Source organism: Pseudomonas sp. StFLB209, from assembly GCF_000829415.1.
Lineage (GTDB): Bacteria > Pseudomonadota > Gammaproteobacteria > Pseudomonadales > Pseudomonadaceae > Aquipseudomonas.
On record NZ_AP014637.1, the window covers coordinates 5,719,825 to 5,732,988 of the forward strand.

The 13,164-nt window shown below is 62.9% G+C and carries 11 protein-coding genes; 2 read left to right on the top strand and 9 right to left on the bottom strand.

Going from position 1 to position 13,164, the window contains the following annotated elements:
* Window positions 1-195: 195 nt before the first annotated feature.
* Entirely contained in the window at window positions 196-1,257 is a 1,062-nt protein-coding gene (locus tag PSCI_RS25455; protein WP_045492345.1) for an RNA-guided endonuclease InsQ/TnpB family protein, read from the top strand.
* Window positions 1,258-1,330: 73 nt separating this feature from the next.
* On the top strand, window positions 1,331-1,858 hold the full coding sequence (locus PSCI_RS25460; RefSeq protein ID WP_052483529.1) for a peroxiredoxin: 528 nt from the start codon (window positions 1,331-1,333) through the stop codon (window positions 1,856-1,858).
* A 14-nt stretch (window positions 1,859-1,872) separates the two neighbouring features.
* Here PSCI_RS25460 and PSCI_RS25465 read toward each other — a convergent pair whose 3' ends face one another.
* The 9 genes from PSCI_RS25465 to pdxY form a co-directional block, all read right to left on the bottom strand.
* A complete protein-coding gene (locus PSCI_RS25465; RefSeq protein ID WP_045492347.1) occupies window positions 1,873-2,346 on the bottom strand; it encodes a nuclear transport factor 2 family protein in 474 nt (157 codons plus the stop codon).
* Window positions 2,347-2,476: 130 nt separating this feature from the next.
* Window positions 2,477-4,201 carry a gamma-glutamyltransferase gene (gene ggt / locus PSCI_RS25470; RefSeq protein ID WP_045494952.1) on the bottom strand — a complete coding sequence of 575 codons (1,725 nt, stop codon included), beginning with the start codon at window positions 4,199-4,201 and terminating at the stop codon, window positions 2,477-2,479.
* Between the two features lie 114 nt (window positions 4,202-4,315).
* Window positions 4,316-5,029: a histidine utilization repressor gene (hutC, locus tag PSCI_RS25475; RefSeq protein WP_045492348.1), complete on the bottom strand. Its 714-nt coding sequence runs from the start codon at window positions 5,027-5,029 to the stop codon at window positions 4,316-4,318.
* 66 nt (window positions 5,030-5,095) lie between these two features.
* Entirely contained in the window at window positions 5,096-6,478 is a 1,383-nt protein-coding gene (locus PSCI_RS25480) for an amino acid permease (protein WP_045492350.1), read from the bottom strand.
* Between the two features lie 76 nt (window positions 6,479-6,554).
* Entirely contained in the window at window positions 6,555-8,087 is a 1,533-nt protein-coding gene (gene hutH, locus PSCI_RS25485) for a histidine ammonia-lyase (RefSeq protein ID WP_045492352.1), read from the bottom strand.
* Between the two features lie 3 nt (window positions 8,088-8,090).
* Window positions 8,091-9,773, bottom strand: coding sequence for a urocanate hydratase (gene hutU, locus PSCI_RS25490; RefSeq protein WP_045492354.1), 1,683 nt, complete (start codon window positions 9,771-9,773; stop codon window positions 8,091-8,093).
* Between the two features lie 67 nt (window positions 9,774-9,840).
* Window positions 9,841-10,785, bottom strand: coding sequence for a formimidoylglutamase (gene hutG / locus PSCI_RS25495; protein WP_045492356.1), 945 nt, complete (start codon window positions 10,783-10,785; stop codon window positions 9,841-9,843).
* Window positions 10,775-11,992 carry an imidazolonepropionase gene (gene hutI / locus PSCI_RS25500; protein WP_045492358.1) on the bottom strand — a complete coding sequence of 406 codons (1,218 nt, stop codon included), beginning with the start codon at window positions 11,990-11,992 and terminating at the stop codon, window positions 10,775-10,777. Before hutI ends, hutG begins: the two co-directional genes overlap by 11 nt.
* Before the next feature lie 176 nt (window positions 11,993-12,168).
* Window positions 12,169-13,038, bottom strand: coding sequence for a pyridoxal kinase PdxY (gene pdxY, locus PSCI_RS25505; RefSeq protein ID WP_045492361.1), 870 nt, complete (start codon window positions 13,036-13,038; stop codon window positions 12,169-12,171).
* Between the last annotated feature and the right edge of the window lie 126 nt (window positions 13,039-13,164).

A 13,164-nucleotide genomic window follows, 5' to 3' on the forward strand; every position in this document is an offset into this window, starting at 1 on the left:
GGTGAATGAAGGCCGACCAGTGTAATGCCCTATCGCGGCTAAAGGCGAAAGCGATTTGCCGATGAAGCGCCGCTGCCCGTTACCAAGCTGGCGCGAAAAGCCCCTTCCTTCAGGTGGGGGATGAAAGCGGCACCGCGAAGCGGTCATAGGGGTTAAGATCCATAAAACCGCCCTATCATGTGTTTCATGACTGAAATGAAAGCGACCAGAACCCTCAAGGTTCGAGTGCGAGACAAGCACGCAGCGCAGCTGCGTGAAGCTTCTCGCGCTGTGAATTTTGTGTGGAACTACGTGAACGAGTTGAGCTGTCGCTCGATTCGTGAGCATGGTCGTTTTCTGTCGGCGTTCGACATTCACAAGTACACCAACGGGGCCGGCAAAGACTTGGGACTGCACAGCCAATCGGTGCAGGCTGTTGCCGACGAATATGTCACACGGCGCAAGCAGTTCAAAAAGCGCCAGCTACGCTGGCGCTGCTCGGGCGGCGCCCGGCGCAGTCTGGGCTGGGTGCCCTTCAAGGTCGGCGCGGCTGTCTGGAAAAACGGCCAGGTCGTCTTCAACAGACAGCACTTCAAGGTCTGGGACAGCTACGGCCTGGCGGGCTTTAAATTCAGATCCGGTAGCTTCAACGAGGACAGCCGTGGACGCTGGTATTTCAACGTCGTGGTCGAGGTCGACCGGCAGTTATCGCCAGGCCAGGACGCGGTGGGTATCGACCTCGGACTGAAAACCACGGCCACCTGCAGCGACGGTGATCGCCTTGAAAGCGGCAGGTTCTACCGGGATCTGGAGAGCGCGCTGGGCACGGCCCAGCGCGCCGGCAAGAAGGCCCGTGTGCGGGCGATTCACGCCAAAATTGCGAACCGCCGCAAGGATGCCCTGCATAAGTTCAGCAACGCGCTGGTCGCGCGTTGTGGCGTCATTGTGGTGGGCGATGTGAACTCACTGAAACTCGCGAAAACCAGGATGGCCAAGTCGGTGCTGGACGCCGGCTGGGGCCAATTGAAAACCATGCTGGAATACAAATGCGATCGCGCAGGCACGGTTTTCAAGGTTGTCAGCGAGAGAAACACCACCCAAACCTGTTCGAGCTGCAAGCAATTGCCGGACTCGAGGCCGAGAGGTATCGCAGGGCTTGGAATAAGGGAATGGACTTGTTGTGGGTGCGGTGTCACCCACGACCGCGACGTCAACGCCGCAAAGAACATTCTCGCGCTCGGGCATGAGCGTCCAGTTGTGGGAATCCCCGCCCTTTAGGGCGGGGAGGATGTCAAGCCTGAACAATACCGCGAGCGCCTGGTTGGCGCTTGCCCCCAGAACCGGAGCCCTGATGAATATGCAAGACACCCTGCGCCAGCAACTGATTGGCCAACCCCTGCCCTCTTTGACCCTGACCGCCACTGACCACTCCAGTGTCGACCTCAGCACCCTGCCCGGCCTCAGCGTGGTGTTTATCTACCCGCGCAGCGGCAACCCCGAACTGCCCGCCCCGGCAGAAATGGCCAGTGTGCCTGGTGCCAAAGGCTGCACCCCGCAGGCCTGTGGCTTTCGTGATGCGTTCGATGAATTCGCCGCCCTGGGCGTACAGCGAATCTTCGGCCTCTCGTCGCAAGACACCGCCTACCAACAGGAACTCAAGGAGCGCACGCAACTGCCCTACCAGCTGTTGTCCGATCAGGACTGTGCATTAGGCAAAGCGTTGGGCCTGCCGGTGTATCAGGCCGGGCCGCTGCAAGTGTATGGCCGCGCCGCACTGGTGATCGACGACGGCCGGCTGGCGCAGCTGTACACCGAGATCCCGAAGCCGGCGCGCAATGCCGAGGACATTCTTGGCTGGTTGCGCCAGGCACAGAACTGACGCAAACCGCTGCTTCAGAACATGGTATTGGTGTTGGCCGCCTGCTGCGGGACGTTCTGAATCACGTCCCAGTGCTCGACGAGCTTGCCATTGGCAACCCGAAAGATGTCCACCACGGCCTGACCCGGATCCTTGGCGCCATTGGTGGAGTGCACGTGCAGGTACACCAGGTCACCATCGGTGGCGCTGCGCACGACACGTGCCCTCGATTGCGGGTTTTCCTTGAAAAAGCCCGCAAAGAATTCCACGAACGGCGCCTTGCCATCCGGCACCTCAGGGTTGTGCTGCTTATAGTTGTCCGCAACCAGCTGCGCGGCACCAGCCACATCATGCTTGTTGAAAAAGCGTTCGTAAAAATCCAGCACCAGGGTGCGGTTGGCCTCTTCCGCTGCCAGGTTGCGCGGGGTAGCGGCGTGACTGGTCGCTGCCACAACAACGAGCAGCGCGGCCAGCGCCAGACCAGTCAGGGTTTTGAAGGAAAGAGTCATAAGGCTTCCTGCGAGGGTGAATGAGGCGCTGATAGTAGTCTGGCGCGCGGCTGCGAAACTATCACCAGCCTGACATGTGAAACGATTGTCGAGGGGGCCGGACGCTGTCACAGCCGGCCCCGCTGCGGGATCAATAGCCCAGCGACAACCCGGTATTGCGCCGTGGATCGTTGGCGCCGTAGTACTTGTTGTTACCCACCGGTTTGCCGTCCAGCGAAGGCGCGCCGACCAGAATCGCCGCTACGTGATTGAGCGGTTGCGGCCCGGTGAATTTGTGGCCCCAGCTTTCGAGGATCTTGCGCGTATCAGGGCTGATCGCGAAATCTTCCAGGTGGGTTTCCTCAGGCAGCCATTGCTGGTGGAAACGGGTCGCGTCGGTGGCTTCCTGGATGTTCATGCGGTAGTCGATGACGTTGAGCATGGTCAGCAGGGTCGCGGTAATGATCCGGCTGCCGCCGGGCGTACCCACCACCATGACGGTCTTGCCGTCCTTGGTGACGATGGTCGGGCTCATGGATGACAGCGGGGTTTTACCGGGGGCAATGGCGTTGGCTTCGCCCTGCACCAGGCCGTACATGTTCGGCACGCCGACCTTGGAAGTGAAGTCGTCCATCTCGTCGTTGAGGATCACCCCGGTCTTGCTGGCCATCACGCCGGCACCGAACCAGTCGTTGAGGGTGTAGGTCACCGACACCGCATTGCCCCATTTGTCGACGATGGAGTAGTGCGTGGTGTTGTTGCCTTCATGGGGCGCAACGCCAGGTGCCAGGTCTTTGGAGACCGCAGCTTTTTGTGGGTCGATGGCAGCGCGCAGCTTGGCCGCGTAGTCCTTGTCGAGCAGGCGCTCGAGCGGGTTCTTGACGAAATCCGGGTCGCCCAGGTAGCTATTGCGATCGACATAGGCATGGCGCATCGCTTCGATCTGGTAATGCATGGCCTGGGCAGAACGGAAGCCCAGATCCTTCATCGGATAGCCTTCGAGAATATTCAGGATCTGGCAGATCACCACGCCACCAGAGCTCGGTGGTGGCGCCGAGACGATGTGGTAGCCGCGGTAATCGCATTCCACCGGCGCCAGTTCACGGGTCTTGTAGCGGTCAAGGTCGGCCTGGGTGATGATGCCCTTACCGGCCTTGCTGGAACTGACCAGGGCATCGGCCACCCAGCCCTTGTAAAAGCCGTCCTCGCCCTTGGCGGAGATTTCCCGCAGGGTGCGCGCCAGGTCTTTCTGCACCAGCTTCTGGCCCACCTGCATTGGCTTGCCGTCATCGAGGAAGATCGCGCCGGAATCCTTGATGTCCTTCTTGAAGTCCTCGGTGGCGGTCCACAGCAGGTCCACATCGCCCTGCTCCAGCACAAAGCCGTCATCGGCCAGCTTGACCGCCGGGGCGATCATCTCGGCGCGCGGCTTGCTGCCGTACTTGCTCAGTGCATACTCCATCCCCGAGACCGTGCCCGGCACAGCAACCGCCAGGTGGCCGCGCGAACTCAGGCCCGGCACCACGTTACCGTCCTTGTCCAGGTACATGTCGGCGGTGGCGGCCAGCGGCGCCTTTTCGCGGAAGTCGAGGAAGGTTTTCTTGCCGTCAGCCATCTGAATGGTCATGAAGCCGCCACCGCCCAGGTTGCCCGCCGCCGGGTAAACCACCGCCAGCGCGTAACCCACCGCCACCGCCGCATCCACGGCATTGCCACCGGCCTTGAGCACGTCCACGCCCACATGGGTGGCCAGATGCTGGGCAGTGACCACCATGCCGTTCTCGCCGGCCACCGGGGCTTGCGAAGCGGCCAGGGCCAGAGGGGTTTGGGTAAAACAGAAGGCGACAGCGACGAAGGCCGTCAGCTTGCGGTACATCATGAGCCAGATTCCTTGTTCAGTTTTCTGATTGTTTGCGGGTGTCTGCCACCCTTGGCATATGGCCTGCAAGAGCATAGCGCTAAATCAGCAAACGACGCGAACCAGGCCCAATCAACGGTGGCGGGTTGTGGAACGCAGCTTGTAACGCTCGCCGGGGTGAGTCAGGCGCACATAGCTGACCAGATTCTCGCTGGACCAGGTTCGCCGCACCATGCACAGGCAGGCCGCACCGGGGTCGATTTCCAGCCACTGGGCGGTTCGCGCATCGGCGTGGATGGCTTCGACCACATGCTCGATATCGCTGATCGGGCAACTGGCAACCAGCACCTCGTTGGGGGTCTGTTTCGAGAAGTCGCTGGACAGGTAGTGCGGCACCCAGCGCGGGTTGACGTAGCGGTCTTCGAGCTGGATCGGCAAACCGTTCTCGCGATGCACCAGAATGCTGTGAAACACCGGGCTGCCGATGCGCAGGCCCAAACGCAGGGCCACTTCATCGTCGGCGGTAATGGCCTCACTGCGCAGCACATCGTTGGAGTAGTGATGGCCGCGGGCGCGGACCTCTTCAGCGATGTTCATCACCTCCTGCAACGAAGACTCGGCGCGTGGGTCGGTGACGAAGGTGCCCAGCCCGGCCTGACGCACCAGGTAACCCTGCTGCACCAGGTTGGTGATCGCCTTGTTGGCGGTCATGCGGCTGACGGAAAAATCCCGGGCCAGTTGCTCTTCTGGCGGAATCTGGTGATTGACCGGGTAGTCGCCTTCGCGGATATGCGTCAGCAGGAACTCTTCGATCACTTTGTACCGAGGGGGTTTCGGGGTACTCACCAGTTCTCCGGATGTGTGGGCAAGGAGTCGAATAATACCCCGCGGCCCACACCTTGCCACCCGTTTTCAGTCACTGCTGGCCAGTGCCCGGCCCTGTGCCTGCGGTTTGACCCAGATCCAGTATGCCAGGACCAGCAGGCCGAGCCACACCACCCCGACCCACATGGCCGGACGGCTGTTCGGGAACCAGGCCAGCACACCGAACACGAACAGCATGAAACCGATGGCCGCCGCCGGGGCAACCGGCCAGAACGGTACCCGGAACTTCAACTGCGCAACCTCGGCACTGCTCATGCGGCGGCGCATGCCCACCTGGGAAACCAGAATCATCAACCACACCCAGACGGTGGCAAAGGTGGCCAGCGAAGCGATGAGCAGGAAGATGTCTTCCGGGATCAGGTAATTGAGCACCACGCCGATCAGCAACGCAGCGGCCATCACCAGCGCCGTGAGCCACGGCACGCCATTGCTCGACACCTTGGCAAAGCCGGCCGGCGCCTGACCTTGCAGCGCCATGCCGTACAACATGCGCCCGGCACCGAAGACATCGCTGTTGATCGCCGAAATGGCCGCCGAGATCACCACGATATTAAGCAGCGCGGCAGCAAAGCCGATGCCCAGGTTATCGAAGATCTGCACGAACGGGCTGCCTTGGGTGCCGATCTGCGGCCACGGGAAAATCGACATCAGCACGAACAGGGTCAGCACGTAGAACAGCAGGATGCGCAGCGGCACGGCGTTGATCGCCTTGGGCAGTACCCGTTGCGGGTCCTTGGCTTCGCCGGCAGTGACACCAATGATCTCGATGCCGCCAAAGGCGAACACCACCACGGCAAAGCAGGCGATGAAGCCGCCAATGCCATTGGGCATGAAGCCGCCGTGCTGCCACAGGTTGTGGATGCCGGTGCCGCCGTCACTCAGGCCGAAGCCGTAGAACATGATGCCCAGGCCACCCAGAATCATCGCCACGATAGCGCTGACCTTGAGGATCGACAGCCAGAACTCCATTTCGCCGAAGACCTTGACCGTACACAGGTTCAGGGCGCCGATGAAACAGATGATCGACAGCACCCAGATCCAGCGCGGCACATCGGGAAACCAGAAGCCCATGTAAATGCCAAACGCGGTGACGTCCGCCAGGCAGACGATGATCATCTCGAACGCGTAGGTCCAGCCGGTGATAAATCCGGCCAGCGGCCCGACATAGGAGGTGGCGTATTCACCGAACGAGCCGGACACCGGATTGTGTACGGCCATTTCGCCCAGGGCGCGCATGACCATGTACACCGCAGCGCCCGCGATCAGGTAGGCCAGCAGTACCGACGGGCCAGCCAGCTTGATGGCCGAGGCCGAACCGTAGAACAGCCCGGTGCCGATGGCCGACCCTAGCGCGATAAAACGAATATGACGGGCACTCAGACCCCGTTTGAGCCCAGTATGGGTACTCATGTCAGTGCATCTCCGATTGTTTTTATAGTGCAGAGATGGCCGCCCGCGTGCCGGGCGGCCTGTGCTCAATCGAGCGTCAGAGGCTAGGCAGCAGGCGCGGCGGCACCAGGGCATTGAGACAACCGCTGGCCAGCAGAGCACTGGCGGTCTCGATGTCAGGGGCGAAGAAGCGGTCTTCCTGGTAGTAAGAAACCTCAGCGCGCAACAGGCTGCGGGCTTTTTCCAGCTTCTCGGAGCTCTTGAGGCCGTTACGGAAGTCCAGGCCCTGACAGGCACCCAGCCATTCGATAGCCAGGATGCCACGCACATTGTCGGCCATGGCCCACAGCCGCTTGCCGGCGTTGGGTGCCATCGAGACGTGGTCTTCCTGGTTGGCCGAGGTCGGCAGGCTGTCGACGCTGGCCGGGTGCGCCAACGCCTTGTTGTCGCTGGCCAGGGCCGCTGCGGTGACCTGAGCGATCATGAAACCGGAGTTGACCCCGCCGTTTTCCACCAGAAACGGCGGCAACTGCGACATGTGGCGGTCCATCATCAGCGAAATGCGGCGCTCCGACAGCGAGCCAATCTCGGCAATGGCCAGCGCCAGGTTGTCAGCGGCCATGGCCACGGGCTCGGCGTGGAAGTTACCGCCGGAGATCACATCACCCTGCTCGGCGAACACCAGCGGGTTGTCCGACACGGCGTTGGACTCGACTTCCAGCACTTCGGCGGCCTGGCGCAACTGGGTCAGGCAGGCACCCATCACTTGCGGCTGGCAACGCAGCGAGTACGGGTCCTGGACCTTGTCGCAGTTGGCATGCGAGCGCGACACTTCGCTGCTGTCGGTAAGCAGGTCGCGGTAAGCGGCAGCCACGTCGATCTGCCCGCGCTGGCCACGCGCAGCATGAATGCGCGCATCGAACGGCGCCCGCGAACCCAGCATGGCTTCGACGCTCAGGCCGCCGCAGACAGTGGCGGCAGCAAACAGGTCTTCGCCTTCGAACAGCCCGCGCAGCGCGTAGGCCGTGGACACCTGGGTGCCGTTGAGTAGCGCGAGGCCCTCCTTGGCGGCCAGGGTCAGCGGCTCAAGCCCCGCCACCGCCAGAGCTTCGGCGGCTGGCAGCCACTGGCCTTTGTAGCGCGCCTTGCTCTCGCCGATCAGTACCAGCGACATGTGCGCCAGCGGTGCCAGGTCGCCGGAGGCACCCACCGAGCCCTTGAGCGGGATGTGCGGGTAGACCTCGGCGTTGATCAGGGCGATCAGCGCGTCAATGACCTTGCGGCGAATCGCCGAGAAACCACGGGCCAGGCTGTTGACCTTGAGCAGCATGATCAGGCGCACCATCGCATCATCCAGCGCCTCGCCGACACCGGCGGCGTGAGACAGCACCAGCGAGCGTTGCAGCTTTTCAAGATCTTCAGGGGCGATGCGGGTCGAGGCCAACAGGCCAAAACCGGTGTTGATGCCATAGGCAGTACGGCCTTCGGCCAGGATACTCTCGACACAGGCGACGCTGGCGTCGATGGCGGCATGGGCGCCGGGGTCCAGCTCGACGCGCACCGGTTGCTGGTAGGCCTGACGCAACTGGGTCAGGTTCAAGGTGCCGGGTTTGAGGGTCAGGGCATTCATCAATCAGGCTCCTTTGTTGTTCTTGCTGCCGATCATCGGCAGGTTCAGGCCCTGTTCATGGGCGCAGTCGATTGCAATCTGGTAACCGGCATCGGCATGACGCATCACCCCGGTGCCCGGGTCGTTGGTCAATACCCGGGCAATACGTGCCGCGGCGTCATCGGTGCCATCACAGACGATGACCATACCCGAATGTTGCGAAAAGCCCATGCCTACGCCGCCGCCATGGTGCAACGACACCCAGGTTGCGCCGCCGGCGGTGTTGAGCAGCGCGTTGAGCAGCGGCCAGTCCGATACAGCGTCGGAGCCGTCACGCATGGCTTCGGTCTCGCGGTTAGGGCTGGACACCGAACCGGAGTCCAGATGGTCGCGCCCGATCACCACCGGCGCCGACAATTCGCCAGAGCGGACCATTTCGTTGAACGCCAGACCCAGCCTGGCACGCTGGCCCAGGCCGACCCAGCAGATCCGCGCTGGCAGGCCCTGGAAGGCAATGCGCTCACGGGCCATGTCCAGCCAGTGATGCAGGTGGGCGTCGTCGGGGATCAGTTCCTTGACCTTGGCGTCGGTCTTGTAGATGTCTTCAGGGTCACCGGACAGCGCCGCCCAGCGGAACGGGCCGATGCCGCGGCAGAACAGCGGACGAATGTAGGCCGGCACGAACCCCGGGAAGTCGAAGGCATTGGCTACGCCCTCTTCCTTGGCCATCTGGCGGATGTTGTTGCCGTAGTCGAAGGTCGGCACGCCGGCTTTCTGGAAGTCGAGCATCGCCTGTACGTGCACGGCCATCGATTGCTTGGCCGCCTTGATCACCGCTGCCGGGTCAGTCTTGGCACGGTCGCGGTACTGCTCCCAGCTCCAGCCGATCGGCAGGTAGCCATTGAGCGGGTCGTGGGCGCTGGTCTGGTCGGTGACCATGTCCGGGCGTACCCCACGACGGACCAGTTCAGGGAGGATTTCAGCCGCGTTGCCGTGCAGGGCGACCGATACCGCTTTGCCTTCGGCGGTGTATTTGGCGATGCGTGCCATCGCGTCGTCCAGGTCAGTGGCCTGCTCATCGACATAACGGGTGCGCAGGCGGAAGTCGATGCTGGTCTGCTGGCATTCGATGTTCAGCGAGCAGGCACCGGCCAGCGTCGCCGCCAGTGGCTGCGCGCCGCCCATGCCACCAAGACCGGCGGTCAGTACCCAGCGCCCGGTGAGGTTGCCGCCAAAGTGCTGGCGACCGGCCTCGACGAAAGTCTCGTAGGTGCCCTGGACGATGCCCTGGCTGCCGATGTAGATCCAGCTGCCAGCGGTCATCTGGCCGTACATGGCCAGGCCCTTGGCATCCAGTTCGTTGAAGTGCTCCCAACTGGCCCAGTGCGGCACCAGGTTGGAGTTGGCAATCAGTACCCGTGGCGCGTTGGAGTGGGTCTTGAACACGCCGACCGGCTTGCCGGACTGGACCAGCAGGGTTTCGTCGTCGTTGAGTTCCTTGAGGGTCTCGACGATCTTGTCGTAGCACTCCCAATTGCGTGCCGCACGGCCAATGCCGCCATACACCACCAGCTCTTTCGGATTTTCCGCCACCTCGGGGTCGAGGTTGTTCATCAACATGCGCAGCGGCGCCTCGGTCAACCAGCTCTTGGCGTTGAGGGTGGTGCCGCGGGGTGCACGGATTACGGTGTCACGAAACGTCGTCATGGTCAGGTCCTGATACAGGGTGTTGTTCTTGTTGAAAGGGTGTTCTTGAAAAACTTGCCGTCAGCGTTCAGCCGCCTAGCGCCAGGGTATGAATCAGCCGCGCCGCCGCCTTGGCGGTGTGGCTGTCGATATCGAACGCGGGGTTGAGCTCCGCCAGGTCGATCAGCCGCAACCGACCGCTGTCACGCAAGCGCTCGACCAGCGGTTCGAGCAGGTGCATGGGCACGCCCCGCGCCGCCGGCGCGCTGACGCCTGGCGCTTCGCTGGCCGGCAGTACATCGATGTCGATGGTCAGGTACAGCGCGTCACAGCGGCGGGCAAACGCGTGCAGCTCATCACCGATCACCTGCAGCGTGGCTTCGCGGATCTGGTGATCCTCACGGACCAGCACATCGAGCTCGGTTGCGCGGTTGAACAGCGCCTGGGTATTGCTGGCACGGCTTACACCGACACAGGCATACAAAAACGGCCAGCCACGCGCGGCGCATTGCCCGGCGATCTGTGAAAACGGCGTGCCGGAGGAACGGGTCTGGCTGAAATCTCGCAAGTCGAAGTGCGCATCGAAGTTGACGATGCCGATGCGCGGGGTGTCCGCCCGCCCGGCAAAGTGCTGCGCCAGCCCCGACCAGCTGCCGTACGCCACTTCATGACCGCCACCGAGCACCACCGGCAGGTGGCCGTCGTCGAGCAGCCGGCACACACCGTCGGCCAAACGTTGCTGCGCGGCCTCCAGATCAGCGTCATCACAGACCACGTCACCAGCATCGTAAGCCGGCCCCTGGCGATGCCAGGCCAGATTGGCCAGCGCCTTGCGCATCGCCAGCGGCCCGGCCGCTGCACCGGTACGGCCGTGGTTGCGGCGCACACCTTCGTCACAGGCAAAACCCAGCAGCGCCAGACCAGGGACCGCGCTCGCAGCCCAGGGCTGGATGCGCTGGTGCCAGCGCGCGCTGTCCTGCTCCGGATCGACGCGCCCGCTCCAGGCGTCCAGGCTCTGACGATCAGCGAACATAAGTAACGACTCCTGCAAAAACGCGCTGGCGCAGACGGCCAGCCTGAATGGCATAGGCAAGTTCGGCCGGGTGACGGACATCCCACAGGCACAAGTCGGCCGGTGCGCCCACGGCGATCCGACCCAGCTCCTTGTGGCCCAGCGCATAGGCCGCATGGGCGGTCATGCCGGCCAGGGCTTCGGTGGGGGTCAGACGGAAAAACGTGCAGGCCAGATTGGCCATCAGGGTCGGCAGGCAGATCGGCGAGGTGCCGGGGTTGGCATCGCTGGCCAGGGCCATAGGGATGCCGTACTGGCGCAACAGGGCAATCGGCGGCTGCTGGGTCTCGCGCAGTACATGGAAGGCACCCGGCAGCAGCACCGCAGCGGTGCCGGACTCGGCCATGGCACGTACGCCGGCCTCGTCGAGGTATTCGATATGGTCCACCGACAGGGCGCCATAGCGCGCGGCCAGCGCGCTGCCACCCAGGTTCGACAACTGCTCGGCATGCGCCTTGATCGCCAGGCCATGGGCGATGGCCGCCTGGAATACTCGCTCACATTGCGCCGGGGAAAAGGCGATACCTTCGCAGAACACATCGACGGCATCGGCCAGCCCCTGTTGCGCAGCGGCCGGGATCATCTGCTGGCAGACCAGATCAATGTAGCCGTCACTGTTGCCGGCATATTCGGGCGGCAAGGCATGGGCGCCGAGCAAGGTGGTGACGACCCGGACCGGGCGCAGCGTACCCAGGCGGCGCGCCACACGCAGCATCTTCAGTTCGTCTTCAAGGGTCAGGCCGTAGCCGGACTTGATCTCGACGGTGGTCACACCATCGGCCAGCAAGGCGTCCAGACACGGCAGGCTGGCCGCGATCAGCTCATCTTCCGTGGCAGCGCGGGTGGCACGCACGGTGCTGAGAATCCCGCCACCGGCGCGGGCGATCTGCTCGTAACTGACGCCCTGCAAACGCTGCTCGAACTCCACTGCGCGATCACCGGCATACACCAGGTGGGTATGGCAGTCGACCAGCCCCGGCGTCATCACGCCGCCCCGCCCTGCTTCTTCGGTGCCGACAGCCAGCACAGGATCAAAGTCCTTCTCTGCCCAGAGCGCCGCAACGCGGCCTTGCTCGACCAGCACGGCCATGGGCTCAGGCAGTTGCTGTTGCCCGTCAAACAGGGTGACCTCGCGCCAGAGCAGGCGCCCGGATGCAGTGGAGAGCATTTGTCATGCCTTTTCTTGTTTAATGTATATACATTTAGCGCTCATCCCGCGAAAAGGTCAACCTCCAGACAAAAGAAAGCCCGATAACTGCCACATCAGGCACAGTTAACGGGCTTATTGTATATACATATCGCTAGACATGACGCTCAATCTGCCGCTGGTTGCGCCGTTTCGGCTCAGAGCGCCACCGCCGGATAGGCCTCCAGCGGCGCCACGATCTGCTCTTGCGCCACCACCAGCGGCAAGTCACGCGAGCCTTCGGCGGTGGCCTTGACCAGCCCGAACAGCGTCGCGGTGGCCAATTCCAGCGCACGCGGCAGCGGCTCGCCTCTGAGCAGGCGCGCCAGCAAGGTCGCCGAGAACACGTCGCCCATGCCGTTGGGCAGTGGATGCAGGGCCAGACGCGGGGTGTTGACCAACCAGGCGCCCTCGCCGTTGACCGCCAGCGTACCGAGCTGATCGGCAGGAATATCCGGCGTGGCCAGGCTGGTGATCACCACCACATCCGGCCCACGGCCGCGCAGTTGCCGCGCGGTGCGCACTGCATCTTCAACACTGACAAGCCGGCTGCCGGTGAGCAGCTCGAACTCGAACTGATTGGGCGTGACAATCGTCGCGTGAGGTATGGCCAGGTTGCGCAGAAAATCCGGAATCGCCGGGTTGACGAACACCCCACGCCCCACGTCGCCCATCACCGGGTCACACAGATAACGCACCGCCGGGTTGTCGCGACGAATCTCGTCGACCGCCTCAAGGATCACTGCACCGATCCCCGCATCGCCCAGATAACCCGACAGCACCGCCGAGACCCTGGACAACACGCCCCGGTCACGCAACCCGGCGAGCACCTCGCGAATGTGCTCGGCATCGAACACCTGACCGCGAAACTGACCGTAACCGGTGTGATTGGAAAACTGCACGGTGTGCACCGGCAAGACTTCGAACCCCAGGCGCTGTAACGGAAATACGGCGGCGTCGTTGCCGACATGGCCGAGAGCGACATGGGACTGGATGGACAAGACGTACGGCGGATGACTGTGGGGCATGGCAGCAAGTGGTCCTATTGTTCAGACGTGCGGTGAGCGCAATCAAGCCATCATACCGGCATGCCTGCCACTGACCACATTCCAGGCAGGAATGCACTGGATAAAAACTATGACTTTTTCGTCATT

Excerpts from the sequence above, each read along its gene's own strand:
- hutG (WP_045492356.1), bottom strand. The coding sequence starts at position 10,785 with ATGTTCGCTGATCGTCAGAGCCTGGACGCCTGGAGCGGGCGCGTCGAT.
- PSCI_RS25455 (WP_045492345.1), top strand. The coding sequence starts at position 196 with ATGAAAGCGACCAGAACCCTCAAGGTTCGAGTGCGAGACAAGCACGCA.
- hutI (WP_045492358.1), bottom strand. The coding sequence starts at position 11,992 with ATGCTCTCCACTGCATCCGGGCGCCTGCTCTGGCGCGAGGTCACCCTG.
- ggt (WP_045494952.1), bottom strand. The coding sequence starts at position 4,201 with ATGTACCGCAAGCTGACGGCCTTCGTCGCTGTCGCCTTCTGTTTTACC.
- PSCI_RS25460 (WP_052483529.1), top strand. The coding sequence starts at position 1,331 with ATGAATATGCAAGACACCCTGCGCCAGCAACTGATTGGCCAACCCCTG.
- PSCI_RS25465 (WP_045492347.1), bottom strand. The coding sequence starts at position 2,346 with ATGACTCTTTCCTTCAAAACCCTGACTGGTCTGGCGCTGGCCGCGCTG.
- PSCI_RS25480 (WP_045492350.1), bottom strand. The coding sequence starts at position 6,478 with ATGAGTACCCATACTGGGCTCAAACGGGGTCTGAGTGCCCGTCATATT.
- pdxY (WP_045492361.1), bottom strand. The coding sequence starts at position 13,038 with ATGCCCCACAGTCATCCGCCGTACGTCTTGTCCATCCAGTCCCATGTC.
- hutH (WP_045492352.1), bottom strand. The coding sequence starts at position 8,087 with ATGAATGCCCTGACCCTCAAACCCGGCACCTTGAACCTGACCCAGTTG.
- hutU (WP_045492354.1), bottom strand. The coding sequence starts at position 9,773 with ATGACGACGTTTCGTGACACCGTAATCCGTGCACCCCGCGGCACCACC.